Origin of the sequence: Nonomuraea sp. B5E05, from assembly GCF_039880665.1 — a bacterium.
GTDB lineage: Bacteria > Actinomycetota > Actinomycetes > Streptosporangiales > Streptosporangiaceae > Nonomuraea.
Map to the genome: position 1 here is coordinate 162,053 of NZ_JBDPMJ010000018.1, position 25,968 is coordinate 188,020.

Annotated in this window: 29 protein-coding genes; 16 read left to right on the forward strand and 13 right to left on the reverse strand. The window is 69.8% G+C overall.

The genetic code is table 11. From position 1 onward, the window contains the following. Positions 1-138 precede the first annotated feature (138 nt). Together ABGB01_RS30050 and ABGB01_RS30055 are read right to left on the reverse strand one after the other, a co-directional pair. Entirely contained in the window at positions 139-987 is an 849-nt protein-coding gene (locus ABGB01_RS30050; RefSeq protein WP_347776892.1) for a site-specific integrase, read from the reverse strand. Between the two features lie 104 nt (positions 988-1,091). Beyond that, on the reverse strand, positions 1,092-1,496 hold the full coding sequence (locus tag ABGB01_RS30055) for a hypothetical protein (RefSeq protein ID WP_347776893.1): 405 nt from the start codon (positions 1,494-1,496) through the stop codon (positions 1,092-1,094). Positions 1,497-2,293: 797 nt separating this feature from the next. Between ABGB01_RS30055 and ABGB01_RS30060 the strand changes: the two genes are divergently transcribed. Continuing rightward, positions 2,294-2,725: a hypothetical protein gene (locus tag ABGB01_RS30060; protein ID WP_347776894.1), complete on the forward strand. Its 432-nt coding sequence runs from the start codon at positions 2,294-2,296 to the stop codon at positions 2,723-2,725. A gap of 242 nt (positions 2,726-2,967) precedes the next feature. On the opposite strand, the gene ABGB01_RS30065 is transcribed toward ABGB01_RS30060, so the two are convergent. The 3 genes from ABGB01_RS30065 to ABGB01_RS30075 are packed head-to-tail and all read right to left on the reverse strand — an operon-like array spanning position 2,968 to position 4,268. Continuing rightward, on the reverse strand, positions 2,968-3,666 hold the full coding sequence (locus ABGB01_RS30065) for a transposase (protein ID WP_347776895.1): 699 nt from the start codon (positions 3,664-3,666) through the stop codon (positions 2,968-2,970). Then, complete coding sequence (locus ABGB01_RS30070; RefSeq protein ID WP_347776896.1) at positions 3,596-3,979, reverse strand: transposase; 384 nt, start codon at positions 3,977-3,979, stop codon at positions 3,596-3,598. The genes ABGB01_RS30065 and ABGB01_RS30070 overlap by 71 nt, the downstream gene beginning before the upstream one ends. A 43-nt stretch (positions 3,980-4,022) precedes the next feature. After that, a complete protein-coding gene (locus ABGB01_RS30075; RefSeq protein ID WP_347776897.1) occupies positions 4,023-4,268 on the reverse strand; it encodes a hypothetical protein in 246 nt (81 codons plus the stop codon). Positions 4,269-4,577: 309 nt separating this feature from the next. Between ABGB01_RS30075 and ABGB01_RS30080 the strand changes: the two genes are divergently transcribed. The 4 genes from ABGB01_RS30080 to ABGB01_RS30095 all read left to right on the forward strand — a co-directional run bounded on the left by ABGB01_RS30080 (position 4,578) and on the right by ABGB01_RS30095 (position 8,760). Continuing rightward, entirely contained in the window at positions 4,578-5,174 is a 597-nt protein-coding gene (locus ABGB01_RS30080) for a DUF5753 domain-containing protein (protein ID WP_347776898.1), read from the forward strand. Beyond that, entirely contained in the window at positions 5,153-5,365 is a 213-nt protein-coding gene (locus ABGB01_RS30085) for a DUF397 domain-containing protein (RefSeq protein WP_347776899.1), read from the forward strand. Before ABGB01_RS30080 ends, ABGB01_RS30085 begins: the two co-directional genes overlap by 22 nt. Before the next feature lie 834 nt (positions 5,366-6,199). After that, the gene (locus ABGB01_RS30090; protein WP_347776900.1) at positions 6,200-7,147 is read left to right on the forward strand and encodes an ATP-dependent DNA ligase; all 948 of its coding nucleotides are present in this window, start codon (positions 6,200-6,202) and stop codon (positions 7,145-7,147) included. A gap of 128 nt (positions 7,148-7,275) precedes the next feature. Then, on the forward strand, positions 7,276-8,760 hold the full coding sequence (locus ABGB01_RS30095; protein WP_347776901.1) for a M28 family metallopeptidase: 1,485 nt from the start codon (positions 7,276-7,278) through the stop codon (positions 8,758-8,760). A 6-nt stretch (positions 8,761-8,766) separates the two neighbouring features. On the opposite strand, the gene ABGB01_RS30100 is transcribed toward ABGB01_RS30095, so the two are convergent. Both ABGB01_RS30100 and ABGB01_RS30105 read right to left on the reverse strand, forming a co-directional pair. After that, positions 8,767-9,375 carry a hypothetical protein gene (locus tag ABGB01_RS30100; RefSeq protein WP_347776902.1) on the reverse strand — a complete coding sequence of 203 codons (609 nt, stop codon included), beginning with the start codon at positions 9,373-9,375 and terminating at the stop codon, positions 8,767-8,769. A 57-nt stretch (positions 9,376-9,432) separates the two neighbouring features. After that, positions 9,433-10,692, reverse strand: a complete 1,260-nt coding sequence (locus tag ABGB01_RS30105) for an MFS transporter (RefSeq protein WP_347776903.1) — start codon at positions 10,690-10,692, stop codon at positions 9,433-9,435. 71 nt (positions 10,693-10,763) lie between these two features. On the opposite strand from ABGB01_RS30105, the gene ABGB01_RS30110 reads away from it, so the two are divergent. Further along, positions 10,764-11,768, forward strand: a complete 1,005-nt coding sequence (locus ABGB01_RS30110; protein WP_347776904.1) for a helix-turn-helix domain-containing protein — start codon at positions 10,764-10,766, stop codon at positions 11,766-11,768. Positions 11,769-11,790: 22 nt separating this feature from the next. On the opposite strand, the gene ABGB01_RS30115 is transcribed toward ABGB01_RS30110, so the two are convergent. Together ABGB01_RS30115 and ABGB01_RS30120 are read right to left on the reverse strand one after the other, a co-directional pair. Continuing rightward, a complete protein-coding gene (locus tag ABGB01_RS30115; RefSeq protein ID WP_347776905.1) occupies positions 11,791-12,822 on the reverse strand; it encodes an alpha/beta hydrolase in 1,032 nt (343 codons plus the stop codon). Next, positions 12,819-13,076, reverse strand: a complete 258-nt coding sequence (locus tag ABGB01_RS30120) for an AbrB/MazE/SpoVT family DNA-binding domain-containing protein (RefSeq protein WP_347776906.1) — start codon at positions 13,074-13,076, stop codon at positions 12,819-12,821. The genes ABGB01_RS30115 and ABGB01_RS30120 overlap by 4 nt, the downstream gene beginning before the upstream one ends. 215 nt (positions 13,077-13,291) lie before the next feature. On the opposite strand from ABGB01_RS30120, the gene ABGB01_RS30125 reads away from it, so the two are divergent. The 3 genes from ABGB01_RS30125 (at position 13,292) to ABGB01_RS30135 (ending at position 15,327) form a co-directional block, all read left to right on the forward strand. Further along, positions 13,292-13,849 carry a hypothetical protein gene (locus ABGB01_RS30125; RefSeq protein WP_347776907.1) on the forward strand — a complete coding sequence of 186 codons (558 nt, stop codon included), beginning with the start codon at positions 13,292-13,294 and terminating at the stop codon, positions 13,847-13,849. Between the two features lie 206 nt (positions 13,850-14,055). Next, complete coding sequence (locus ABGB01_RS30130) at positions 14,056-14,553, forward strand: sigma-70 family RNA polymerase sigma factor (RefSeq protein WP_132599997.1); 498 nt, start codon at positions 14,056-14,058, stop codon at positions 14,551-14,553. 78 nt (positions 14,554-14,631) lie between these two features. Beyond that, positions 14,632-15,327, forward strand: a complete 696-nt coding sequence (locus tag ABGB01_RS30135) for a zf-HC2 domain-containing protein (RefSeq protein WP_347776908.1) — start codon at positions 14,632-14,634, stop codon at positions 15,325-15,327. Here the strand turns inward: ABGB01_RS30135 and ABGB01_RS30140 are convergent. After that, positions 15,317-15,919, reverse strand: coding sequence for an alpha/beta family hydrolase (locus ABGB01_RS30140; RefSeq protein ID WP_347776909.1), 603 nt, complete (start codon positions 15,917-15,919; stop codon positions 15,317-15,319). The two genes, ABGB01_RS30135 and ABGB01_RS30140, sit on opposite strands and share 11 nt — an antisense overlap. Before the next feature lie 85 nt (positions 15,920-16,004). Between ABGB01_RS30140 and ABGB01_RS30145 the strand changes: the two genes are divergently transcribed. Together ABGB01_RS30145 and ABGB01_RS30150 are read left to right on the forward strand one after the other, a co-directional pair. Beyond that, complete coding sequence (locus tag ABGB01_RS30145; protein ID WP_347776910.1) at positions 16,005-17,219, forward strand: FUSC family protein; 1,215 nt, start codon at positions 16,005-16,007, stop codon at positions 17,217-17,219. 24 nt (positions 17,220-17,243) lie between these two features. Next, positions 17,244-17,906: a hypothetical protein gene (locus ABGB01_RS30150; RefSeq protein WP_347776911.1), complete on the forward strand. Its 663-nt coding sequence runs from the start codon at positions 17,244-17,246 to the stop codon at positions 17,904-17,906. A 48-nt stretch (positions 17,907-17,954) separates the two neighbouring features. Here ABGB01_RS30150 and ABGB01_RS30155 read toward each other — a convergent pair whose 3' ends face one another. The 3 genes from ABGB01_RS30155 to ABGB01_RS30165 form a co-directional block, all read right to left on the reverse strand. Then, positions 17,955-18,326 (reverse strand): hypothetical protein, encoded by a 372-nt coding sequence (locus ABGB01_RS30155; RefSeq protein WP_347776912.1) that lies wholly within the window; start codon positions 18,324-18,326, stop codon positions 17,955-17,957. Between the two features lie 102 nt (positions 18,327-18,428). Then, positions 18,429-21,878: a tetratricopeptide repeat protein gene (locus tag ABGB01_RS30160; protein WP_347776913.1), complete on the reverse strand. Its 3,450-nt coding sequence runs from the start codon at positions 21,876-21,878 to the stop codon at positions 18,429-18,431. A 120-nt stretch (positions 21,879-21,998) separates the two neighbouring features. Then, positions 21,999-22,691, reverse strand: a complete 693-nt coding sequence (locus ABGB01_RS30165; protein WP_132599964.1) for a response regulator transcription factor — start codon at positions 22,689-22,691, stop codon at positions 21,999-22,001. A 175-nt stretch (positions 22,692-22,866) separates the two neighbouring features. Here ABGB01_RS30165 and ABGB01_RS30170 point away from each other — a divergent pair, with 175 nt between their 5' ends. The 5 genes from ABGB01_RS30170 (at position 22,867) to ABGB01_RS30190 (ending at position 25,743) form a co-directional block, all read left to right on the forward strand. Further along, positions 22,867-23,118, forward strand: a complete 252-nt coding sequence (locus ABGB01_RS30170) for a MoaD/ThiS family protein (RefSeq protein WP_347649725.1) — start codon at positions 22,867-22,869, stop codon at positions 23,116-23,118. A 65-nt stretch (positions 23,119-23,183) separates the two neighbouring features. After that, a complete protein-coding gene (locus ABGB01_RS30175) occupies positions 23,184-23,849 on the forward strand; it encodes a DUF2993 domain-containing protein (protein ID WP_347776914.1) in 666 nt (221 codons plus the stop codon). Between the two features lie 91 nt (positions 23,850-23,940). Next, positions 23,941-24,453 carry a sigma-70 family RNA polymerase sigma factor gene (locus ABGB01_RS30180; RefSeq protein ID WP_347616946.1) on the forward strand — a complete coding sequence of 171 codons (513 nt, stop codon included), beginning with the start codon at positions 23,941-23,943 and terminating at the stop codon, positions 24,451-24,453. Next, positions 24,450-25,229 carry a zf-HC2 domain-containing protein gene (locus ABGB01_RS30185; protein WP_347776915.1) on the forward strand — a complete coding sequence of 260 codons (780 nt, stop codon included), beginning with the start codon at positions 24,450-24,452 and terminating at the stop codon, positions 25,227-25,229. The genes ABGB01_RS30180 and ABGB01_RS30185 overlap by 4 nt, the downstream gene beginning before the upstream one ends. Before the next feature lie 28 nt (positions 25,230-25,257). Continuing rightward, positions 25,258-25,743, forward strand: coding sequence for a thioredoxin family protein (locus ABGB01_RS30190; protein ID WP_347776916.1), 486 nt, complete (start codon positions 25,258-25,260; stop codon positions 25,741-25,743). Positions 25,744-25,968: the final 225 nt, after the last annotated feature.

The following is a 25,968-nucleotide window of genomic DNA, read 5'->3' on the forward strand; positions in this document are numbered from 1 at the left end:
AGATCTAACCGTCCGGACGCGGGCATTAAGATTTGAGTGACACGAACGGGGCCTCGCTGTAGAGCGTTTCAGCGAGGCCCCGTTACGCGCTTGACGGCTACCTTGACGGCTACAGACGTTGTGATCGTTTTCTGACGGCTACGGTTCGGGCTGCTCGTCGAGTGCTCCGGACATGCGTTCGATGGCGTCGCGTTGGAGGCGGAGTCGGACGTGGGCGTAGACGTCGGCGGTGATGGCGATGTGGGCGTGGCCGAGAAGTTCCTTGATCACGATGAGGTCCACGCCTTGATCCAGCAGGAGTGAGGCGCACGAATGCCTCAGGTCGTGAAAGCGGATCTTGCGGAGTCCGGCTCCACGGAGGAGCTGGTGGAAGTCACGGTTGACGTTGCTGGGCTGGAGTGGCGCACCGGTCTTGGTGGTGAAGACCAGGCCGGTGTCGGCCCAGGCGTGGCCTGCGGCGTCGCGGTTGGCCTGCTGCTGGTTGCGGTGGCGGGTCAGGGAGGCGATGGCCTCGCGGGGTAGGGCGATCCGGCGTTCGGAGCTGGGGGTCTTGGTGGGGCTGATGACCAGGCCGGTACCGGGGACGTATTGCAGGGTCTGGCGGATGGCCAGCGTGCCGCCGGTCAGGTCCAGGTCGCTCCAGCGCAGGCCGAGGAGTTCGCCGCGCCGCATGCCGGTGCGGAGCGCGAGGTCGAACAGGGCGTGCAGGCGGAAGCCTTGGGCGGCGTCGAGGAAGGTGCGGGCCTCGGCCGGGCTGAAGGGTTCGGTGCGTTGTTGACGGACGACGGGGACTTGGACGTTGCGCGCGAGGTCGTCTTCGCGAACGGCGTGTTCCAGGGCTGTGCGGAGCAGGGCGTGAATGTATTGGACGGTCAGCGGGGACAGGTAGCGCTGGCAGCAGCGGCCAAGGGCACAGCAGCGGGGCCGCTGGCTAGGGTCTGCGGCCTGGGGGTCGCGAGTGCCATCACCGCCGCCGCGGCGACCCACTCCCTCAAGATCTCTGAATGTAGTACCGGGAGCGCCGTGGTCAAAAGCTCGTTACCAGTTTCTGGCACCGGACAGCACGAGATCGCCTCACTCCCCGTGGGGCTTTATGGATAGCGTTGTAGCCATTCCGCTGCTGCAGTTTGTTCGTCGGGTGAAGAGGATCGCATAGTCGGGATCCACTCCGCATATCGACGGATTCTTTCTATGCGGTGAGGATACGGCAAAAGGAGGGATCCTATTTTGTCGGACCAAACAGTTCGCGCGCAGATGATAAGGCCATTGAGAGAGAGCATAGTGAATTCGGGGCGCCCGAAATCCCAACCCATGACTCTAGAGGCAGCCTCGGCGCCCATAATGTCCCAACGGTCGAGAAACTGAACCTTTACCCAGCGAAGGAGCGCCGATTCGTCCCCGTTCGCAAGGTTCACTTTCAGCAGAAACTTGCGATCGTCAGAGAAAAGTTCGTGATCTTTGGCTAAACGGAACCAGCCGGCGTTGGCCTTCTCCACCACACGAAGGTCGTCTTTGCTCACAACGTGGTCGCGTCTGCCCTCTTCCGGTCGGCAGCTCGTGATGAGCGCGGCCGCTCTTGGAGGGATCAGTCCCACAGGGGCTTGCATATCGAGCAGCCGCAAGCCCGCCGGGGATAGCCTTCCACGAAGCTCATCTTCATTCACAGGGGCTCTCGCTTAAGGATGTGCCAAATAGACTAACCCGAACTCTAACATACGCCTCGACATCAGCTGATCCATTGTGGCCGATACGACGCCAGACAGGGACAAAGACACAAGGTGAGAGGCGCCATAGAGTGGACTCGCACCAAGGTCGGTGTTCGATCCCTCGCCTATTGGGCGCCTCTCACTCTTTGCTCTGCTAGTCAGCCCGATGGCCTATGGCGTTGCATCATGCCGTCGCCTTAAACCGACGTCATGGAGTCCGCGGCTGATAGATGTAGACTCTATTGTAATTATGCTCACTCAGCCATCCGATGTCCCCATAACTGTTGATGGCGGCTCTGTAGGCTCCATCCCCACCTTCGACGGTATAGATTGGCGAATTTTCCCACTTTCGCAATACACTGTCCGGGGTACTTTTCCGCTTCTCCTAAAAGTCCAGCGTGCCGTCCGGGTTTCGCCTTTGCGAGCCTGGCGCATTAACCGCCTAGTTCGGCGCACCTGGATTCCTAGTCCAATCTACGTTAAGTGTAGTGGTAAGTGATGCGGCACCAGCTTTCAGGGTGCCGCATCACCTTCAACACAAACTCTCTCGGGCGAGGTAATTCGATTTGCTCTTCACAAAAGCCACAATGAGATATATCAAATGGATACTGAGGATTCATCGCACGCCATTGCTGTTGGACATTACCACAGGGGTTAAAGAGGCCTGCACAATTGTATCCAGACATGATGATCGCTCCCCGTATGAGATCGAGATTAAGAAAGGCGATGAAACCGTGCCGGCCGTACAGGCCAAGGATGACTTCGAAGAAGCCTTGCAGATGTTGCGGGCACGGCTAGAGGAGCGCAACCTTCTACTTCTCATCAACAGGTATCGAAAGAACGCCTTCGTCAGCGCGATGGCACGCCAGATGAGCGACGGCAAGGCCTGCTATCTTGTCCGAATGGGGAAGCCTTTCAGTCGCAGGCAAATAGCGGGCAGTTTCGATCCTGCACCTGCCAGTAAAGTAGTCACACAACGTGAAGCCGATGATTTCCTGGAGCGGTGGATTAATTCGTGAACCGAGATCCCTCCGTGCACAGCGGAGCAGGATCAGTCCGACGTAGTTGACCTCGATGACTCAGGCCGGGGTCGCGTCTGCTGAACGGTTCGGCGTGGCGGAGGTTTCCGCCTGATCATCCGTTTTGGTTCGACCGGTGGGGTGGCATCACCGTCCGAGGCGCTCGGGTGGGCGACGGCCTCCACGGGACCGCGGGGGTGGGGGCACTCCTTCCTAAGTTCGCCGGAACGTGTTTCTCCTGGTCAGGGCGGTGGGAGCGCGCAGAGCCGTTGCCAGCAGGTCAGGAAGGCGTTCTTCCACGGCCACGTGACGCTGATCTTCAGGATGCGCTGTCGGGCGTGGGAGATCAGCCGGGCGGGCAGATGCCAGAGGCAGTAGCGGAGCGTCTGGGGTTCGGCGCGGGCCAGCTCGGCGTCGTCGTGCAGGCCGAGAAGCCGGGTCCAGGCATCCAGGTCGGCGGCGAGATTGGCCGCGAGCACCCAGCCGACGTTCACGTTCCACGTCTTGGACGGCAGGTTCCGCAACCCCATCGCCTTGTTCGTGCGCACCCGGTCCTCGACTTCAGCATGATCACGATGGACGGCGTCGATGAACTGCACGTGGTGGCTGCCGGGGACGCCGCGCAGGCCGCGCGGCCCGAGGTTGGTGGCGATGATGGCGTATTTCCAGCCGGTCGTCTTCTCCAGGTCGGTGAGCTGGCGGGCGTCGCGGGCCGAGGGCTTGACGCGGCGGACCAGCAACCGGATGCCCCAGGCGGCGGCGCGTTCGTCCAGCCCGGTCAGCTCGGCGACTTGGGCGTGCGGGTGGACTTTGCCGTCTTGGCGGACGGCGCTTTGCCAGGCGTCGGCGGGGAGTCTGGCGATCGCCGCCTCATCGACGTCGGTGATCTTCCAGCCGACGGTGAAACGGACCGTGCGCCGGGTGGTATTCAGTCCTTGCATGTGTTCGACCAGATCGTGGGTGGCGCCAGCGCCGTCGATCCGGATCCAGATCTTCGCCCGGAAGTCGTCCGGGGATCTGAGCGATGGCCTCGATGAGGACGCGCACGTGGTCGATGACGGTGTTGGAGCCGGCTGAGCCGGTCCGCAGCAGCATCGCCAGGCATTCCTGGGTGTTGGCGCACCAAGCAGCCAGCGGATGGAAGCCGTACCCCTTCTTGAAGGTGGCCGAGGCGCCCTGTTTGTCGGAGTGGGCGGTGATGAGCGTGGCGTCCACGTCGATGACGATCCACCCGGTGAGCACCTTGCCGGCCACGACCAGCCAGGGGGAAACCGGTCTCGGTGGCGGCGATCAGCTCCTACACGTGCCGCCGGACCCGTGCCCGTGCTCGGGCGAGCCTTTTGCGTAGCAGCCCATCAGCGCCGATGGGTTCCAGCGCCCGCCGGACGGTCGAGTCCGACGGCGGCGCGCCGAACAGCGGCTCGTGGTGGGCCAGCAGGGCGATCTGCCGCATGCTCGTCGCCCCGAGCGTGATCGCCATCGCGAGCTGCACCAGCACCACGCCCCGGTCCCACACCGGCGAGCCGCCCAGCCGGGCGATCACCCCGCCGAGTGCTCCGGTTAACCCCGTCCGGTCAGCGCATTTACGTAGGAGGACCGCTCCCGCGTGCCCGATGAGCCCCTTGCCGTCCCCCCCGTACAGACAAGCGGTGGTCCCATGCCGTACCGTTCACCCGGAAGGTGCATCCGTTCTCGCGATGTGAGTGATCTAGACAGTCAGATCATCGCAGGTCGGAGGCACCTTCTTTGCTTATGGATCTTCAAGGCGAAATTCCGGCTGAATAGCCGAGGTTGATGCCGAACGGCGCCAGTGTGCTCACGTCCGCCAACCGGTCCAGCAGAGCGGGCCTCGTTGTCCCACTACAAGGACAGCGCCCCCACCTGGTTCGCGCCCTGGCTGGAGGAGGAAGAACAGGCGCAGTCACTGCGGACCTGGCAGCCTCTGGTCGTCCCAGGGCTCCTGCAGACCGCCGAGTACGCTCAGGCCCTGTTGGAGCGCGAATCGGGCTTCGATCGGGAGCAGATCGAGACTTTGGTAGCCGGACGGCTGGCCCGGCAGAAGATCCTCACCCGGACCAACCCGCCGCGGTACCTGGTGGTGCTCGACGAGGGCGTCCTCAGTCGCCCGATCGGCGGGCCGGAAACCATGCGCGAGCAGCTTGCCCGGCTGGTGCAAGCCGCGCAGGCACCGCACATCACCATTCAGATCTGCCCGCTCGGCGCCAGCCCCGGCCTGAGCGGAGGTATCGTCATCGCCCAAGCACCCAACGGCAGTCGTCACACGGTCTACCTGGAGACGGCTGCTGAACCCGTCGTGACGAGCAATCCCGAGGTGGTCGCCGTCGTTACCATGAAAATGGACGCCATACGGGCGGAATCCCTCCCACAAAGCGCGTCGGTCGAGTTCATCCAGCAGATGGAGGAGACATGGACCTCACGGCCGAGCTGAAGACGGCGGCCTGGCGTAAGGCAACACGCTCGACCGGTAACGGCGGAGACTGCCTCGAAGTCGCTCCGCTGTCGAACGGCCGAGTCGGCATCCGCGACACCGAAGCCCCCGAGCAGGCGCCGTTCGTCGTACGGGCAGAGGTATGGGCCGCGTTCGTTGACGGGGCCAAGAACGGCGAGTTCGATTTCTGACTTCTATCACGCTGCCCCCTGAAGACCCCAGCCTCTCCGCTGGGGGTCTTCGCATAAATCCTCAACCGAGCCGGTTGCGGCCGCGTCGAGGGCTCGGCTGCCCCATGTGTGGTGTGGCGGGCTTGCTCGCGCTCGCGCAGGCCGCAGCGGGCCGTGCCATCCCGGGCGCCGCACCCGCGGCGAGTAAGCCTCACCAAACGGGAGCGTCGTCCCCGATCGGTGTGTCTCTCTCGAGCGGTGGGTGACCTTAACTCGAGCGGCAGAGCGTGATGTCCGGCGACCTGGCGGATCTCCTCCAGCGGGCGCCGCCACCCCGCCGGGCACACCAGCTGGCCGCTCTCCTGCCGCCCATTCCCGCACCAGTTCGCGACGCCTCGGCCAGTCGGCGCCGCGCAAGGCGCCGGCCAGCCAGTTCATTTGATACGTCAGCGTGTAGGTGCGGTCAAAGGTGAGGTGCCGGCGATAGAAGGTCCGTTCCTCCTCTGACAGGTCGAACCGGGTCGACACGGCCTGCCCGAAGTCGGTCAGGTAGAAGCGGCGCCCGCCGGTGAGGATGTTGTCGAAATGCGCGTCGAAGTGCAGGAGGCCGCTCGCGTTCAAAGCTGAGCTGAGGCTGAGAGTGACTCCCCGCGGGATCGTCTGGGCGGGGAGCCGTCACAGGACTGCTGGAGTGTTCAGCGGGCTCCCACACCGAACTGGTGCTCGACGCATTCTGAGAACGTGATCATCGCTTGATTCTCAAGCTGCACGATCCGCTGCCGGGCCGGGTTCACGGAGATCACGCACAGCATCGGGGACGGGTGCCTCAGCGGCGTCTGTGGCATCGTAGGGCGGGTGGCCGCCGATGAGACCCGTGACGGGGTCGCCCTGACCAACCTTGACCAGCCGCTGTTCGACGGCGCCGGCGCCACCAAGCGCGACCTGGTCGACTACCTCGACGCCGTCGCCGGCCGCATCATCCCCGTCCTGCGCGACCGCGCGCTGTCCGTGATGCGCGTCCGCCCGGGGCAGCAGCCGTTCATGCAGAAGAACCTGCCGAAATACGCCCCCGAGTGGATCAGGTCGGTCTCCTTCTGGGCCGAGGCGTCCCGCAGGCAGGTGACGTACGCGCTCTGCGACGACAGGAGGACGCTCCTGTGGTTCGCCAACCAGCGGGCGGTGGAATTTCACCCGGCGCTGTTCGTCGGCAACCGGCCCACGCACCTCATCCTCGACCTCGACCCGCCCGAGCACGACGACTCCTTCTCGCTGGCCGTAGGCGGCGCGCTCCTCGTCCGCCAGGCTCTGAGTGACGCCGGGCTGTCAGGGGCGGTGAAGACGAGCGGGTCGAAGGGCGTGCACGTGTTCGTGCCCGTGGCCGAGGGCACGGCGGTGCACGACCTCGCGGCGGCCACCCGCGCGCTGGCCGCCCGTGCCGAGCGGCTCGATCCGGCGCTGGCGACCACGGCGTTCATCCGGGAGGACCGCGAGGGCAAGGTCTTCCTCGACTCCACCCGCGCGGGCGGCGCGACGGTCGCCGCCGCCTACAGCCCGCGCATCCGTCCCGGCGTGCCCGTCTCCTTCCCGGTGGCGTGGGACGACCTCGACCGCGTGGCGCCCGCCGACTTCACCGTGCACACGGCGGCCGCGCGGCTCAAGGGGGCCGACCCGTGGGCCGAGCTCATGCCCGGGCCGCAACCGCTGCCCGCCGACCTGGTCGAGGAGGGGCACACCATCCCGGTCGCCCGCGTCCAGGCGATGCACGAGGGCAAACGCCGTGCCCGCGCTCGTCGCGCCGAGTGAACGCGTTACTCGAACATGTCCTGATTTTGCCGCTGGAGAAGGCCTTGTCTGCCTCGTAGCTGGGGATTTACGTTCCGATCGCGGCTCGGGGGAATGTCGCATTCCCATCCACGACAGGGGAATCGTTCATGCGCAAAATCGTCATCGCACTGATCACCGCACTGGCGCTGCCCCTGACCGCGGCGGCCCCGGCCCATCCGGCCGAGCCCGCCGACGCGTACGCCGACCTGCTGGTCAAGAAGGTCAAGGGTGCGAACGTCGAAGAGCACCTGCGCGCCTTCCAGGAGATCGCCGCCGCGAACGGCGGCAACCGCGCCGCGGGCACGACCGGCTACGACGCCTCCCGCGACTACGTGGCCGACAAACTGCGCAGTGCCGGCTACAAGGTGACGTTCGATCCCGTCGAATTCGTCGAGAGCTGGACCGAGAACAGCCCGCCCGCCCTCACCGAGACCGCGCCGCAGCGGCGGGCGTACGTTCCCAAGCAGGACTTCTTCGCCTTCGAGCCCTCCCCGTCCGGCGACGTGACCGCGCAGGTCCAGGGCGTGGACCTGACGCTGCCCCCGGCCGCCACACCGTCCTCCACCAGCGGGTGCGAGGCCTCCGACTTCGACGGGTTCGTGGCCGGCCGGATCGCGCTCGTCCAGCGCGGCACCTGCGCCTTCTCCCAGAAGGTGCGCAACGCCGCCGCGGCCGGGGCGGCCGGGATCATCGTGTTCAACGAAGGACAGGAAGGCCGCACCGAGGCCGAGCAGCTCGACGTCGGCGAATGGCGGGCCGGCATCCCCATGGTGTACGCGGACTACGCGGTGGGCGAGCGGCTGGCCGGCACGGAGAACGCCACCGTCCGGCTCACCGTCGACTCCACCGTCGCGATCGGCACCGACCACAACGTGATCGCCGAAACCCGCACCGGCGACCCGCGCGACGTCGTCATGCTCGGAGCCCACCTCGACAGCGTGCCCGCAGGTCCCGGCATCAACGACAACGGCTCCGGCAGCGCCGCCATCCTGGAGGTGGCCGAGGAGATGGCCCGCTTCCCGGTCAAGAACCGGGTGCGCTTCGCCTTCTGGGCCGCGGAGGAGCTCGGCCTGCTCGGCTCCGACCAGTACGTCACGTCGCTGCCGCAGACGGAACGCGACCGCGTCCGCCTCTACCTGAACTTCGACATGGTCGCCTCGCCCAACTTCGCCTACAAGCTCTACGACGGCGACGACTCCGACGACACCGGCGCCTCGGCGGGCCCGCCCGGCTCGGCCCAGATCGAGGAGCAGTTCGAGACCTTCTACGGCTCCCGCGACCTGCCCACCGTCGGCACCGACTTCGACGGCCGCTCCGACTACGGTCCGTTCATCGCGGTCGGCATCCCGGCGGGCGGCATCTTCACCGGCGCGGAAGGCTCCAAGACGGCCGCGGAGGCGAAGCTGTTCGGCGGCACCGCGGGCAGGGCGTACGACGCCTGCTACCACCAGGCGTGCGACACGATCCGCAACGTCAGCGGCACGGCGCTCGACGTGAACGCCGACGCCATCGCCGACTCCGCGGCCCGGTTCGCCTTCGACCTGCGCTCGATCCCGCGCCGCACCACCCCCGCACAGGGAGGGGGAGGCTGACGCTCTTCACGAGGGCACGGTGAGCCGGGGACGCAGCGCCGCCAGCGCCGCCTCCGGGTCGTCGGCGAAGAACCGGATCGAGGTGACCTCGGCCCGGCGCCCGAGCGGGCGGACGACGGTGACCGGCCCGGCCAGCTCGACCGTCAGGTTGGTCTGCGAGGCGACGGCCACGCCGAGCCGCCCGTCCGCGACGGAGACCATGCTGTCCTCGTTGAGGTTGCGGCCGGTCCGTACGGAGACGATCCGGTCGAGGGGCACCCGCGCGTCGAAGTAGGCGGCGTACCTGATGCGCAGTTCATCGTCGGTGACGACGTGCGGCCGGGTGGCGCAGGCCGCGGCCAGCATGACCCCGACCAGCAGCCCATAGAGGTCGGCGACCAGCACCGCGTACCGCAACCAGCCGGGCACGCCGAGCGCGACCAGCAGCAGGTCGACCACCACCGTCTCGATCGCCATCGCGAACAACATGAGCGCCAGCATGAACGTCTGCTCCTTGGCGTACGTGACGGCGCTCGCCCCGGGCGGCACGCCGTGACGCCGGCGTACGATCCACTGCCCGACGGAGGCCAGGCCCTTCACCTCGAACCCCAGGACGCGCAGAGCGGCTCTGACCATCGTGCTCCCCTCTTCGGCTGGACGCCTCCCATGAGAAACGTTGACGCCGCGTCAAGGTCAACCCCGGGGAACGCGTACGGCCAGTGCGGTCAGGGCGGCGACGACGCAGGCCGCGCACAACACGGCCCAGACGGCGTCGTACGTGCCGAACAGGTCGCGGGCCGTGGCCCCGAGGAAGGCCGAGGCGCCCGCGCCCAGCTGGTGGGCGGAGTTGGCCCAGCCGAAGACGATGGGACCGTCGCCTCCGTAGCGGCGCTGGGCGAGCGCGATGACCGGCGGGACGGTCGCGACGTCGGCGAGGCCGTAGACGACCACGACGGCGATCAGGGAGGGCTGGACCGTCGACGAGAGCACCATCGGCAGGGCCACCAGGGTGAGCGCGCGGACCGTGAAACAGCAGGCCAGCAGGTGGCGGGGGTCGAAGCGGTCGGTGAGCCAGCCGGAGACGGCGGCGCCCAGCGCGGAGAAGACGCCGATCAGGGAGAGCATCGACGCGGCGGCGGTCGCGTGCATGCCGTGGTCGTGGGCCGCGGGCACCCAGTTGCTCCACATGATGCCGTTGGTGCTGGCGCCGCAGATGGCGAACATGCCGGCCAGCAGCCAGAACGTGCCGGTGCGGGCGGCGTCGACGAGCACCGTCACGGTGCGGCGCGCGGCGCCCCGGGCGGGGGCGGGCTTGGCGACGACGTGCGCGCCCCCGTACGGCGGTGCGCCGACGTCGGCCGGGTGGTCGCGCAGGAACAGGGCCACCAGAGCCGACACGGCCAGGGCGACGAGGGCCAGCGTCACGACCGGGGGCCGCCAGCCGAACCGGTCGACCGACCAGGCGAGCAGCGGCAGGAAGAGCAGCTGCCCCAGATGGCTGGACGCGCTCAGGACGCCGGTGACCAGCCCGCGACGCCGGACGAACCAGCGGCCGGTGATCATGGCGGCGAAGGTCATGGTCAGGCAGCCGCTGCCCAGGCCGATCAGGACACCCCAGTACACGACCAGCTGCCAGGGCGCGGCCATCACGGTGGTGAGCAGGGCGCCGGCGGCGACGAGCAGCATGGCGCCCGCCGCCACGCGGCGGATGCCGGCGCGCTCCATCAGGGCCGCCGCGAAAGGCGCGGTGAAGCCGAAGAAGATCATGTTGACGGAGGCGGCCAGGGCGATCTGGCCGCGGTCCCAGGCGTACTCGTGGTGCAGGGGAGAGATCAGGAGACCGGGGACGGTCGTGAAGGCGCCTGCTGCCACGATGGCCGCGCCCGCGACGGCGGCGACGACCCACGCCCGGCCCGTGCGTGCGGCCAACGAGGTTTGTACGTGCTGAACCATGGCTCCAGCCTTTCGGCGTGGTTACGCCCCGACGAGTGGCTGGATAGCCGACATGCGCAACAATATGGCCCATGGGTTCAGTTTTCTCCCGTCCCGTACGCCATCGCGTCGCCGTACTCGCCCGCGAGATGACCCTGCCGATCGAGCTGGGCATCGTCCACCAGGTGTTCGGGCAGGCCCGTGCGGGGGCGTCGGCGAGCGGGGCGCCGCTCTACGAGGTCGTCACGTGCGCCCTGCGACCCGGCGCGGTGCGTACGGACGGGGACTTCACCGTCAACGTCGAGCACGGTCCGGAGGCGCTGGCGGAGGCCGACACCGTGATCGTGCTGTCCTCCTACGAGGACTACGAGCAGCAGGAGCCAGCGCTCTCCGCGCCGCTCGCCGGCGCGTTCGCCCGCATCCGCCCTGGCACCCGTGTGGCCTCGATCTGCACGGGCGCCTTCGTCCTGGCCTCCGCCGGTCTGCTCGACGGGCGGGCCGCCACGACGCACTGGCGCTACGCCGACCGGTTCGCCCGGCTGTTTCCGCAGGTGGAGCTGGACGCGAACGTCCTGTACTCCGACAGCGGCGACGTCCTGACGTCGGCGGGGTGCGCCGCGGGGATCGACCTGTGCCTGCACATGATCCGCCGCGACTTCGGCATGGCCGTCGCCAACGACGTCGCCCGCCGCACCGTCGTGCCACCGCACCGGGAGGGCGGGCAGGCACAGTACGTCCGCCACCCCGTGCCGGAGCCGTCGTCGCCCTCCACCGCGGCCGCGCGCGAGTGGGCCCTGCGGCGGCTGGGAGAGCCGATCACCCTGCGCCAGATGGCGGCCCGGGAGGCCATGAGCGTGCGCACCTTCACCAGGCGCTTCCGTGACGAGGTCGGCACCACCCCGATGACCTGGCTCACCCAGCAGCGCGTCGAGCGCGCCAGGGAGCTCCTGGAGGAGTCGGACCTGCCCGTGGACCAGGTGGCCGAGCAGGCAGGGCTCGGTACGGCCGCCAACCTCCGCAAGCACTTCCACGCCGCCGTGGGGACCTCGCCCAGCACCTACCGCGCCGCCTTCCGCGAGCTTGACGCCGTGGCGTGACCCGGCACGGCCGCCGGGCGCGTCAAGAGGCGGGCGAGCCGCGCAGGACGGCCGCGAACTCGGTCACGGCGGTGACGAACTCCTGGGGCTTGTGGTCGTGGATGACGTGCCTGGCGTCGATCCGGCGGTAGACGGTCTGAGGGGCGAGCTCGCGCACCCGGGCGGCGTCCTCGTCGTCCATGGCGCCGACGAGGCCGTACTCGCCGAACCGGTTCCAGTTGGCGTGTAGCAGCAGGACGGGCGCGGTCGTCGCCCGCAGCGCGGCCGCGTGCGAGAAGTCGCCGTAGAAGCGGCCGTCGACGAACGCCCTGGCGAAGTCGGGGTCGAACATCGACGCCGACCGGATCAGCTCGTCGAGAGACCCCGGCAACCAGCGCACGCCCAGCGAGGCCGGGCTTCCCGGGTGCCTGCGCCGGTGCCGGGTGACCAGGCGGTCGAGGAGGTCGACGAAGCGGTCCGGCATCCGGATGGTCTTGTTCTCCCCGACGGGGATCTCCTGGCGGTAGACGTCGGCCACGCGCTGCCGGTCGAGGTCGCCGAGCACCTCCACGGTGTGCTTGAGGCTGCCGTAGACCCAGCGGTCGCGGTCGCGGAAGCGGGGCATCTCGGCCGAGAAGATCGGCGGGTCCTCCAGGACCACCGCCGCGACGTGGCCGGGGACCCGGGCGGCGCACCACAGGGCGAGCACGCCGCCCGAGGAGTTGCCGCTGACGATCGCGGGCCGCCCGACCACCTGCCGCAGGAAGCGCGCGATGTCCGTGCCCGCGGAGTCCCACGAGTAGTCGCCGGGCGTCCACGAGGAGCTTCCGTGCCCCCGGACGTCGATCGCGTACACCGTGAACTGCCGCGCGAGCTCCGGCATGACCTTGCGGTAGCTGCTCCACAGGCTCATCTGGCCGGGGATCAGGAGCAGGGGCGGGCCGGTTTCCGGGCCCCGCACGTAGTTGATCAGCACCCCGTCGAGGTCGGCGAGCTCCTGGTGGAAGCCCGCCTCGGCGAGGGCGGGCGGCAGCGGGTCGCGCCGGCCCTCGTAGGGGTTGCGGTAGCCGGTCACCGGCCTGGCTCCTCGGGGTCGGCGGGCGGGTCGTCCTGTACGGCGAGGACTCCTGTCGCGAAGCGCCGGAAGCGCTCGTTGTCGACCAGCGCGATGCCCTGATCGGTGTCCACCAGCACGAGGAGGGTGTCGCCCGGCTGGATGCCGAGCAGGTCGCGCGCGTCCTTGGGGATGACGATCTGGCCCTTCTCGCCGATCTTCACCGTCCCCACGATGTAGCGGCCGTCCGGCCCTTCGATCATCTTCCCGGCCATCGCGCTCCGCTCTCTTCCTTGGTGACTCAAATGCGACTATACCTACTTTTCCTACTTTTCTCCTCTTTGGGTAGTGTCATAACAGTTCCGTCCACCCGCGTGATCCGGTTGAACCCGCACGGGCCGGCCGTCGTACCCCCTGACGAAACGGCGCTCGGCGGTGCCCGTGAACGGGACGCCGGCGGGCCCGGGCCCCGGCTGCCAGGAGGGCGACGATGGACTTTCTGGGATGGAGCGACGGACTGGCCCTTTTGCCACGCGACTACCTGGGAGAGGGCGAACCGCTCGTCGCCGTCGTCAGGTCGGCGGGGCCGTACAGGGGAGAGGCGCTGCACCTGCTCGCGCTGGGCACCGCGGCCACCATGGCCAGGCTGCACCTGGGCGGGATCGCGGGGCTGCGGCTCAACCCCGGCAACGTCATGATCGGGCCGGAGGGGCGGGCGTTCTTCGCGCCGGGGCCGCGCAGCAGCGAGTTCCCCTCCGCCGACGTCAGGGACTGGGCCGACGTGATCGTCTTCGCCGCGACCGGGCGGCCGGTCCGCGACGGCGAGCGTCCCTACCTCGGGCCGGTGCCCGAACTGCGGGTGGTCATCGACGAGTGCCGCCGCCCGAACGCGCTGTCCCGCCCGGCGGCGATCGACGTCGTACGCGCCCTGCTCGGCGACCCGTGGGAGGACCGCCGCGCCACGGTACGCGAACTGCTGCTGGAGGCCGAACGCTGGTCCGGGGGGCGGCGGAGCCCGTCAATGGCGGACGGGCATTCCGGACGGTAGGAGCCAGACCATGATCGAACAGGGGAGTTAACGCGACTTACCGGTTAAATCTAGCTGGATGGCGAATGGGGCAAACTACCTGCCCTGGGCCTGGCCGGTGGCTAGAGTAATAATTCTCAATACCAGCGTACCTAGCGCGAGATTTCGTGATAGCCGCAGCGCAAGGAGTCCGCCCCCTTGTGAATCACCGCGTAACGGACGAAGCCATGGTCCGAGCCCTCTACCGCGAGTACGGCGCCCCCCTGATGGCCTTCGCCATCCGGCTGACGGGCGGCGACCGGCGCTGGGCCGAGGACGTCGTGCAGGAGACCCTGGTACGCGCCTGGCGCAACCTCCACGACCTGCGTACCGACACCGGCTCGCTGATGCCGTGGCTGGCGACGGTGGCCCGCCGCGTGGTCATCGACGACCACCGCCGCTCGGGCACGCGTCCCCTCGACACGGTCGACGACATCCAGGACCGAGCCCAGCCCGTGGCCGCGGAGGACGAGCGCCTGTTACGGGAGATCGTGGTGACCGAGGCGATGTTGTCGCTCTCTCCGGCCCATCGCCAGGTGCTCACGGAGACGTTCCTGCTGGACCGCACCGTCCAGGAGGCGGCGGAGACGATCGGCGTGCCGGTGGGCACGGTGAAGTCCCGCGTGTACTACGCCATGCGCGCGCTGCGCGTGGCGCTCGAGGAAAGGGGGGTGACGCTGCCATGAGCGTGGTGCGTCACGACGTAAGGGGGGTGACGCTGCCGTGAGAAGGGTGCGTCACGACGTAAGGGGGGTGACGCTGCCATGACGGAGGTGCGTCACGAGGACGTGGCCGCGTACGCGCTCGGCCTGCTCGGCGAGGAGGAGAAAGCCGCTTTCGAGGACCATCTGGCCGGTTGCGGGAGCTGTGCCGCGGAGGTGGGGTCGTTCACGGAGGTGGGGGAGCTGATCAAAGGGGTGCACCCGGACGACCTGCTGCCCAGCCCGCCGGACCCGCAGGTGGAGTCGGTCCTGGTGCGCAAGGCGATCGCGGAGCGCCGTCGCCGCCGGTTACACCGCACGTTCATGACCGCCGCCGCGTGTCTCGTGGTGGCCGCGGGCGTCTTCCTGGCCGGCAGCTCCTTCATGGGCGGCCCGAACCCCGACAGCGTCCACAGCCCGGCCCGCGCGCTGCTCATGACCGGGAACACCTATTCCGCCACCGACTCCGCGACCGGCGTGTCCAGCGTCATCGGCCTGGAGGACAAAGGTTGGGGAACCCACGTCGCGCTGGAGCTCAAGGGCGTCAAGGGTCCGCTGCAGTGCCGGCTCATGGCCGTGGGCGACGACGGCCGCTCCGAGGTCGTGGCGAGCTGGGGCGTCCCCGCGGCGGGGTACGGCGTGCCCGGGTCGCCTGACCCGATGTTGCTGCACGGCGGCACCAGCCTCCCCCAGGACGAGCTGAACCACTTCACGATCCAGACCTCGGACGGCAAGACCCTGGGCACGATCACCGTCTGAGTGCGGAGAAGTGGCCGGTGAACCAGTCGCTCGCCTGGTCGGCCACGATCTCGAGCGCGCCGGGCTCCTCGAACAGGTGGGTGGCGCCCGGCACGACGGACAGCCGGCTCTCGGCGTTCAGCCGCCGCTGGGCCTCCTCGTTCAGCCTCAGCACGACCGGGTCCCTGCCGCCGACGATGAGCAAGGTGGGGGCGCGTACCGCGGCCAGCTTCTCCGCGGCCAGGTCGGGCCGGCCGCCGCGTGAGACGATCGCGGCGACCAGGTTGCCGGGCTCGGCCGCCGCCGCCAGCGCCGCCGCCGCGCCGGTGCTGGCGCCGAAGTAGCCGATCGGCATGCCCGCCGTCGCGGGCTGCTCGCGCACCCACGCGGTACGTTCCAGCAGCCGCCCGGTCAGGAGCCCGATGTCGAAGACGTTCGCCCTGAGCGTCTCCTCCTCCGGGGTGAGCAGGTCGAACAGCAGCGTGGCCAGCCCCGCCTCGTTGAGCGCGCCGGCCACGTAACGGTTGCGCGGGCTGAGGCGGCCGCTGCCGCTGCCGTGCACGAACAGCACCACTCCCCGAGCGCCGCCGGGGACGACCAGATCGCCGGGCACGTGCCACACCTCCCTCACAGCCTGCTGGCCCGCTACCCCTGTTCGCCCAGCTCTATCCGCTGCCCGGCTGGGCAGGGCATGGGACATGGAGACCGAATCGGGGCGCCGGCACGAGCGGTACGGCGCCCCGCTCCAGCGCATCGTCTCGGGTGGGAAGGCGGCGCTCGGCCGGGCCCGCGGTCTGGGCCTGGGGCGCTGGCTGCGCATGGAACGCGAGTCGTTCGTCCAGACGCTCAAGGTGACGGGGGCCTGCGTCCTGGCCTGGTGGCTGGCGGCCCACGTGCTGAAGGTGGACGTGCCCGTGCTGGCGCCCATCGGCGTGCTGCTGACGGTGTCGGCGACCGCGTACAGCACTCTGGTGAGAGGGCTGCAGCAGGTCGGCGCGGTGATCGTGGGTGTGTCGGCGGCCACGGGGGTGATCTGGCTGCTCGGCGCCAACGAGCTGACGCTGGCGGTGCTGATCTCGTCCGGTCTGGTGCTGGCCCGGCTGCTGAACCTGCCGGCCCAGAACGTGCAGATCCCGATCACGGCGCTGCTGGTGCTGGCGCTGGGCAACACGTACGGCTTCGCCCGCCTCGCGGACGTGCTGATCGGGGCCTTCATCGGCGTGGCGGCGAACCTGCTGATCCTTCCGCCGCGCTACGTGGAGCGGGCGGCGACGGAGTTGTGCGGGCTCTCCGGCGAGCTGGCCGACCTGGCCGCGGACATGGCGCGCGGGCTGGGCGGCGAGTGGGACCGCGACATGGCGGACGAGTGGCTGGAGCGGGCCAGGACGCTCTCGCAACGGCTGGAGGAGGCGAAGGAGGCCGCGGACCAGGCGGCGGAGTCGGTGCGCCTGACGTTGCGGCGCAGCCGGTACGACACCCGCCTGCGCCAGGTCGCGGAGGCCGCCACCTGCCTGGACCACGCCTGTAGCCAGCTCAGGGGAATCGCCAGAGGGCTGGTGGACCTGATCGCGGGCGCGCGCGGCCTGCCCGGCGAGCGCGGTGCGGACCTGCCCGATCCGCTCGCCCAGGAGCTGGAGTCGCTGTCGCGCGTTTTCGGCGCCTTCGGGATGTTGCAGATCAGCCGCGGCAGCGGCAAGGGGTCCTACCGGAGGGACATGAAGGAGCTGCGTGCCGCGCTGGACGAGGGAAGGCGGCGGCAGGAGGTGCTGGCCAAGGAGTTCGAGCGGACCAGGCACCTGGAGCTGAGGACGTTGCAGGGGGCGCTGCTCGACGACTGCGCCAGGATCCGCTACGAGTTCGACCCGGACAACGGCCCGCACAAGGCGGCCTTCCCCGAGGCCGCCTACGAATGAGTGCCATGCTGGCATACTGCTCGGATGTCCGATTTCGCCGAGTTTCGGGCCAGTGGGCGCGCGGCCCTGCTGGCCGGCCGGGCCACCCACGACGTCCCCATGGTGGAGGGCGCGAGACGCTGGGGCGCCGCGGCCGTGCTCCGTCCCCAGCGGGAGATCGCCGATCGCCTGACGGAGTTGTCGGCGACCATCGAGGCCCCGGGCCACTGGGTGCACGGCGGCCGGGCCCTGCACGTCACGCTCAGGTCCCTGGAGCCGTACCGCGCCCGCATCCCCGAGGACGACCCGCTCCGCCGCGCCTACGCCGCCGCGCTGGCCGAGGCCGCCGACGGCCTGCCGAGGGCCAGGGTGCGCCTGAGAGGCGTGAGCCCGCACCCGGGCGGCGTGCTGGTCTGCGGGCACCCGGAGGACGACACGCTGGTGACGTTGTGGAAGCGCTTCGCCCACGCGTTGGAGTCGCGGGGCGTGCGCGACCTGGAGCACGGCCGGGTCCGCGACCGCTGGTACGTCAGCCTCGTGCACTTCGCCGGCCCGCTCGCCGATCCCCGCCGGCTCGTCGAGTGGTGCGACGCCCACGCCGATCTCGCGCTCGGCACGGCGGAGCTGGACACGGCGGAGATCGTCCAGTTCGTCCACACGGGCACGGGCATCCGCGTCGAAGCCCTCGAACACGCCCTGCTGGAATGAGACGGCGGGACGCCCCCCACGTCCCGCCGCTCCCGCCAGGCCCGCGGCTCAGAGCAGCACCAGGGCCGTGACGAACTGCAGCAGGTGCCAGGCCACGCACCCGGCCAGCGAGCAGAACGCCCACTCCTTGGCCCTGCTGATCCTGGAGACCCAGCGCAGCTCCTCCGCCGGCTCCTTGCGCGTGCGCAGGGTCCTGGTGACGAAGTAGGCCGAGGCCAGCCAGGCCATCGCCGACCCTGCGATCAGCCCGAACGAGAGGGCCAGCAGGATCAAGGGCGCCCCGTCGGCGGTCTCCCACGGCGAGAGCTGGCGAACCCAGAAGGCCGGCACGCCGGCGAGCAGGACGGCGGTGATCCGCCGGTCCTTTCGCGCCTGGCGCTTGAGCCACTGCAGGTCTCGACGCAGATGATTCTTGAGCATCCGGATCACCTCCGCTGGAGTAGCTGGTCGCACCAGCTAACGGCAGAATCCGGGAAAGATCTGCGACCTCACCGCCGGAAATTCCCGACTTTTGACGGCCTTTCAGGTCAGGCGGCGGAGTTCTTCCGCCACCTGCCGCGCCTCCATGACGTCCCCGACCTCTTCGAGCGTCCGTACGGCCTCCCTCAGCTGCTCGGCGGCGGCCGCCCTGTCGCCCAGCCGGGCCGAGATCAGCCCGAGTGCCCGCAGCGCGCACCCGAGGTCGCGCCGCGTCCCGCACTCCTGATGAACGTCCTTCGCCTGTTTCGCGTGGACCAGCGCCTCGTCGGCCTGGTCGAGGTCGAGCAGCACCATGGCCAGCGTCGTGAGCGCCGCCGCCCACCTGTCCCTGGTGCCGGTCTCGTTCTGCAACTCGACCGTCTCCCTGGCGAGTGCCAGCGCGGCCGCCGGCTCGCCCGCCGTGTGCAGCGCCTGCGCCATCGACAGCAGCGCACTGGCCCGGCTGTCGCGCAGCTCCTCCCTGATGAGCAGCGCCGCCCTGGCCGCCCGCAGCGCGGGCTGGTGTTGCCCGAGCGACAGGTACGTGTACGCCAGCGTCTCCTGCACGTCCGCCTCAGCCCGCCGGTTGCCCGTGCCCTGCACGATGTCCAGGGCCTCGAGCGCGTACACGAAGGCCACCTGCGGCCGGCCCTGCCGCCGCCGCACCCGGGCCAGCCTGTTGAGCATGCGGGCCTCCACCGGCTCGTCGTGGATCACCCGGCTGATCATCAGCGACTGGTTCAGGTAGTCGTCGGCGCGCAGGTAGTCGGCCAGCCGCCAGTGCACCAGCCCGATGTCGCCGAGGGTCTCCGCCCTGCCCTGCTCGTGGTGGAGCTCCACCTGCACGGCCAGCGCCTGCTCGTAGTGGGCGAGGGCCTCGTCGTAACGGGAGCTGTTGCGGGCGATGCGCCCGAGCGCGCTGAGGGCGCGCCCGCAGCCGTGCTGGTCGCCGGTCGCGGTGTAGCCGGCCAGTGCCCGTTCGGCGTCGCGCTGCGCGTCCTCCTGCAACCGGAGCAGGTCGTAGATCTCGGCGAGGCAGAGCAGCGTCTCGGCCTCGGCGTGCTCGTCGCCCAGCTCGTGGCAGATCGACAGCGCCTCCAGGCCCTCGGACAGCGCCGCGTTGGGCTCGCCCAGGTTCTGCTGCACCCTGGCCATGATGATCAGGCTCTGCGCGGTGCCCCTGCGGTCGCCGAGCTTCTCCCGTACGTCCAGCGCCTGGCGGGCGTACTGCAGCGCCGGCTCGTAGCGCGCATGGGACAGGCGCAGCCGGGCGAGCGTGTGCAGGCAGCCGGCCACCCCTGACAGGTCGCCGATGTCCCGGTAGAGGTCGAGGGCCTCGCCGGCGCACTTGAGCGCGTCCTCGGTGTTGCCCGCGATGCCGTGCACCTCCGCCAGGTCGTTGAGCGCCTTGGCCCGCCCCGCGCCGTCGCCGAGCGAGGCGAAGTCGGCCAGCGCCTCGCCGATGAACCTGGCCGCCAGCGTCGAGGGGCCGATGTCACGGTGGATCGAGCCCAGGTTGCTGCGCATGACCGCGATGGCCCGGCGGTTGCTCACCTGCATCGCCGAGGTGAGCCCGGCCTGCTGGATCTCCAGGTTGTTCTCGTAGTAGCGCAGCCTCCTGAACGGCTCGAAAACGGCCTCCGCCAGCCGCCAGGCCATCCCGTGCGTGCCGCTCTCCTCCGCCAGCCGTACGGCCGAGACCAGCGAGCGCCGCTCGGCCTCGAACCACCCGCGCGGCGTTCCCGGCTCGGTCGCGACCGCGAGGTAGTGGTCGAGCAGCCGCACCCTGGCCTCCCGTACGCCCGCCTCCGCGTGCCTGCCCAGCTCCCTGGCCAGCCGCTTGACCAGGTCGTGCACCCGGTAACGCGGCCCGGCCAGCGGCTCGACGAGGTAGGCCCGGTGCAGCCCTTCCAGCGCGAGCACGGCCTCGCTCACCGGCACGCCGAGCGCGGCGGCCAGCACCTCGGGCGCGAAGTCCCGCCCGGGCAGCAGCCCGACGTGGCGGAACGCCCGCCGCTGCGCCGGGCCCAGCGACTCGTACGCCAGGTCGAGCGCCGACCTGAACGCCTCCTCCGGGTCGCCGGCCGCGGGCCGGTCGGGGACGCGCAGCTCCCGCACCCGCGCCTGCACGCTGAGCCCGGGGTTCTCGGCCAGCTTGGCCGCCGAGATGCGCAGCGCGAACGGATGGTACGAGCACACCCTGGCAAGCTCGGCCAGCGCGTCCCTGTCGGCCGCCCGCGGCGAGTTCTTGCCGAGCACCGCCACGAGCAGCGCCACCGCGTTGCCCGGGTCGAGCACCGGCACGTCCATGAGGTCGGCGTGCCCGGTGGCGTGCAGCGGCGCCATCCGCGTACGGCTGGTCACCAGCACCACGCAGTCCTTGCTGCCCGGCAGCAGCGCCCGCACCAACCCGGGGTCGGCGGCGTTGTCGAGGATGAGCAGCAGCCGGCGCCCGGCGATCCTGCTGCGGTAGAGCAACATCAGCTCGGCCTCGTCGGAGGCGGGCATGTGCTCGCCGATGCCGAGCGAGCGCAGGATCTGCCCGAGCGCCTCGGCGGAGGTCATCGGCGGCAGGCCCGGCGACTGCCCGCGCAGGTCGATCACGATCTGCCCGTCGGGGAACCGGTCGGCGTGCAGGTGCGCCCAGCGCGTCACCAGCGCGGTCTTGCCGACTCCCGGGAGCCCTTGCACGACCATGGTGTTGGTCCTGCGGGGCCGCTCCAGCCAGGCGGTGAGCAGGTCGAGGCTCTGCTGGCGTCCGGTGAAGTCGGGCACGTCGGCGGGAAGCTGGCGGGGGACGGGCACCTCGGCGACCGGCAACTGCCCGGCGGGCGGCGCTCCTGGCCGGGCCAGGAACGGCGTCACGTGCCCCTCCCAGGGCGCCGACAGGTGCTCCCAGCCGCCCGCGGCGTCCCGCAGCGCGACCGGGTCCTCGACGCGCAGCCGCCGGTAGCCGGTGCGGACCAGCCAGCCGCGCCGCGCCCACTCGGTGAGCCGGCGCTGCACCACGTCGGGGGAGCTGCCCACGAGGTCGGCGAGCGTCTCCATGGACAGCGGCGGTGCGGACTCCGAGGCCAGCGCGTAACGCTCGTCGAGGTGCAGCAGCCAGACGGCCAGGCGGGCGGCGACGGGGGCGCGGGCGAGGGCCTCGTGCCTGCGGGCCGCCATGTTCCTGGCGAACAGCTCCTGCACCAGCGCGGTCGCCACGGCCGGGCTCGCGGAGGCGTGCTCGCGCAGCCGGCGCAGGTCGATCGGCCACGCCCGCACCTCGGTCAACGCGTCGATCCTGACCCGGTCGGCGGCGCTCCAGAAGGCCAGCTCGCCCACGAGGTCGCCGTCGCCGCGCAGGTCGTGGACGGCCTCACGGTCGCCGGCGGGCACATATTCGCGGGCGTAACCGTGCTCGATCAGGAAGACGCAGGTGGCCGGCCGTAACGGCGAGCAGATGATCTCGCCCCGCCGGTAGACGCGCGGCCTGGCGCCCTCGTCGACCAGTGACCTGAACAGACCCACCCCGCACCACACATCCCCTCAGGACGGCGGTGTCCTCGACATGACAGGCGTGAAACAGCCCCAACGAAAACCTGTCACATCAGTGGACGCCAGCGGTGAGCCCGCTGTCAATCGTGCGGATCAGACGTGCGCGGTGTCGGCCCGGTCGGGGACGAAGCGGTAGCCGACGTTGCGGACCGTGCCGATGAGCGATTCGTACTCGGTGCCGAGCTTGGCGCGCAGCCGCCGCACGTGCACGTCGACCGTCCTGGTGCCGCCGAAGTAGTCGTAGCCCCAGACCTCCTGCAGCAGCTGGGCGCGGGTGAAGACCCTGCCGGGGTGCTGCGCGAGGTATTTGAGCAGCTCGAACTCCTTGAACGTCAGGTCGAGCACCCGGCCGCGCAGCCGCGCGGTGTAGGTGGCCTCGTCGATGGCCAGGTCGCCGCTGCGGATCTCGTCGGGCGCGTCTTCCGTGGCGGCCTGGGAGATGCGGCCGGTGGCCATGCGCAGGCGCGCCTCTACCTCGGCCGGCCCGGCGCTGTCGAGCAGCACGTCGTCGACGCCCCACTCGGCGCTCATGGCGGCCAGCCCGCCCTCGGTCACGATCACCAGGAGCGGGCAGTCGATGCCGGTCGTGCGGATCAGCCGGCACAGGCTCTTGGCCTGCACGAGCTCCTTGCGCGCGTCGACCAGGACGGCGTCGGCGGGCGGGGTGTCGATCAGCGCGGACGCCTCGGCGGGCGCGACCCTGACCGAGTGGAGGAGCAACCCCAGCGCCGGAAGCACCTCGGCGGATGGCTCGAGGGCGTTGGTCAGCAGGAGCAAGTTGCTCATCAGGGCCTCCTCAAACGCGCAAGGACCCGGGGGCTACGTCGCCCGAGTCCTGTAGGCGAGGATATCTCACGGGTAAGTGGTGTCCATTGCGCGTCCTCGGGATGAACAGGGCGTCGCCGGAAACATGCGTGTTAAGGGCGACGCACAATAGGATTAAAGGGATTGTGAGGTGCCCATGGCCAGGGGAAAAGTACGTTATTGGGCGGCCGCCAAGGAGGCGGCCGGCGTTGCGGAAGAATCCTTCGACGCGGTCACTCTTGACGAACTCATGACGCAAATCACACAAAATCGCGCCGATCTGGCACGGGTTGTCCGGCGGTCCTCGTTCCTCGTGGACGGCCTTCCCGTCGGCAGGCGACCCCACCACGAGGTGGTCCTCGGCGACGGCGCGACCGTGGAGGTGCTGCCGCCCTTCGCGGGCGGGTGATCGCCGTCTCCTGCGGGGAAGGAATCGGTAGGCTCTTTTGACCCCCGCTTGAGACTGGGAGCCCCATGCGGAAGCTGATCATTGCTCTGATCGTGCTATTCATCATCCTTGTCGCCGTCGACAGGGTCGCCGTGGCAGGAGTGCAGCGCGACCTCGCCAACAGGATCGCGGCGGCCGGCGATCTGTCCGGCACGCCGACGGTGACCATCGAGGGCATCCCCTTTCTCACCCAGGCCCTGTCCGGGCACTATCCGGAAGTCCGCTTCGACCTCGGCACGCTGACCTACGCCGGCGTGCCGGTCCAGAACCTGCGGGGCGCCGCCCACGACGTGACGGCCCCGCTGGCCGACGTCCTGCAGAACAGAGCCGACATCAGAGCCCGGCGCGTGACCGTCAACGGCACGCTGACCAGGGCCACGATCGACAAGTTCGCCCCGCGCGGCGTGAAGATCAGCGGGAACGGGCAGCGGCTCGTCGCATCGGGTGAGGTGACGGTCGGAGTGAAGAAGGTGACGTTCGAGGCGGAGATGACGGTCGAGGTGGCCGACGGCGGCCTCAGGCTCCAGGCGGAGAAGATCGAGGGCGTGCCCGACCAGGCCGCGCGGTTCATCTCGTACACGATCCCGTTCAAGGGAAAGTTGCCCTTCGACGTCAAGGTGACCGGGGTGAAGAACGTGGCCGACGGGCTGGAGTTCTCGGCCGAAGCGTCTGACGTGCCGATTCGTGGATAAGGATGAACCGCGGCGCCCTCGCGTACGTGATGAGGGACGTGAGAGAGCGCAGCGAGCGAGCCAGGGCGGAGCTCACGGGGGGAAGGATCCTGTGAGCGCAGCCGGCACGGCCGACGAGGAACTCGTGAGGACCCTCTTCGACGAGCACGCGGGGCCGCTCTACGGCTATGTCCTGAGGCTGACCGGTGATTCGGGGCGTGCGGAGGACGTCGTGCAGGAGACCCTGTTGCGGGCCTGGCGGCATCCCGAGGCGCTCTCCGACCGGCCGATCAGGGCGTGGTTGTTCACCGTGGCCCGCAATCTCGTCTTCGACCAGCACCGCGCCAGGAAGGCCAGGCCGCAGGAGACCAGCGACGAGGCCCTGGCGGTCATACCGGCCGACGACGAGCTGGAGCGGGCCGTCGAGTCCTGGTCCGTGGCCGAGGCGCTGGCCGCGCTGCGGCCGGAGCACCGCGAGGTGCTCCTGGAGGTCTACTACCGGGGGCGGTCGGTGAGGGAGGCGTCCGCGACGCTCGGTGTCCCGCCGGGCACCGTCAAGTCGCGCACCTACTACGCGCTGCGCGCCCTGAAACTGGCGCTCGAGGAGCGGGGGCTGGCGCCATGATGACGTGCGAAGAGATCCGGCTGGCCATGGGGGCGCACGCCCTCGGCGCGCTGGACCCTGACGAGGCACTGGAGATCGACGACCACCTGGCGACCTGCGAGGCGTGCGGCGCCGAGCTGGTCGAGTTCGAGGGCGTGGCGTCGTTCCTCGGCAAGGTGTCGGAACACGATGTGGAGCTGGTGTCCAGCCCCCCTCGCCAGGTGCTCCACCGGCTGCTGAACGACCGCGCCAGGCGCAACAGGCGTGGCCGCGCGCTGATGGCGGTCGCCGCGTCCGCCGCGGTGCTCGTGGTGGGCGGCACGGTCTGGACGACGGTCAACACCGCCAGCCATGAAGACTCGGCCGCCGCGCCCGCGGTCGCTCAATCGTCGCGGTCCGCCCAGGAGAAGGCCGAGTCGAGACCGGAGCTCTTCAGCGACTCCAAGCCGAGCCCGAGCAGGGCACCCGTGCCGAAGTCGTCGGACAGGGCGGTCGCGGGCCGCCCGTTCGCCGGCGAGAACAGCGCCAAGGGCTACCGCGCCACCGTGACGGCCTTCCCCGGCGACGGCGGCACCGAGCTGAGCGTGAGCGTCGACGGCGTGCCGGCCGGCACGACCGCCCGGCTCGTCGTCGTGGCCCGCGACGGGCGGCGCGACCCCGCCGGGAGCTGGGACGTCCGCTACCAGGACAAGGCCGCCTTCAAGAGCACGACGTCGCTGCCCATGGGCGACATCGCCAGGTTCGAGCTCGTCGACGAGAACGGGAAGGCGCTCGTACGGATCCCGGTGCGGAAGTAATCGCGGCCGTCCGCGGTTGCACCCAGGGATGTCTGGTCTGTGGGTGGCGCTGGCCACGCTGGCGCTCGGTGCGGTGATCGGCGTGGTTCACCTGCGCCGCGGCGGAAGGATGCGTGACGTGGGCGGGGAGCGGCTGCCCGAGAGGTCGCCCGGGGAAAAGCCCGAGAAGCCGTCCGGGGGACTGACGGAGCGGCTGACGGAGCGGCTGACCGGGGCCGACCTGGGCGAAGGGCTGGGCGAGAGGGCGACGCTGGTGCAGTTCTCCACCGCGTTCTGCCAGCCGTGCCGGGCCACCCGGCGGATCCTGGCCGACGTGAGCACGCTCGTGCCCGGGGTGAGCCACGTCGAGATCGACGCCGAGTCGCGGCTCGACCTCGTACGCCGGCTCGACATCATGCGCACGCCCACCGTGCTCGTGCTCGACGCCGCGGGCACCGTCGTCAAGAGGGCCTCGGGCCAGCCCCGCAAGGCCGACGTCCTGGCCGCGGTGGCCGACGCCCTGCCGCCCGGGTGACGACGTCGTGGCCGGTCCGCGTACCAGACGGATAGTCTCAATAACCGGACGAGAAGTGACAGATGACGAGACGCCGAGTAGGGTCATGAACATGAACCCATCGACAGAGCTGCTGACGAAGCGGCGCGCGGTTGACTTCTGCCGCGTCGCCACCGCGCTCTGTCGCGCTGCCTGAGGACGATCTCGCGGATATCCGATCCGCTCCAGTCGACCCCTTCAGGAGCA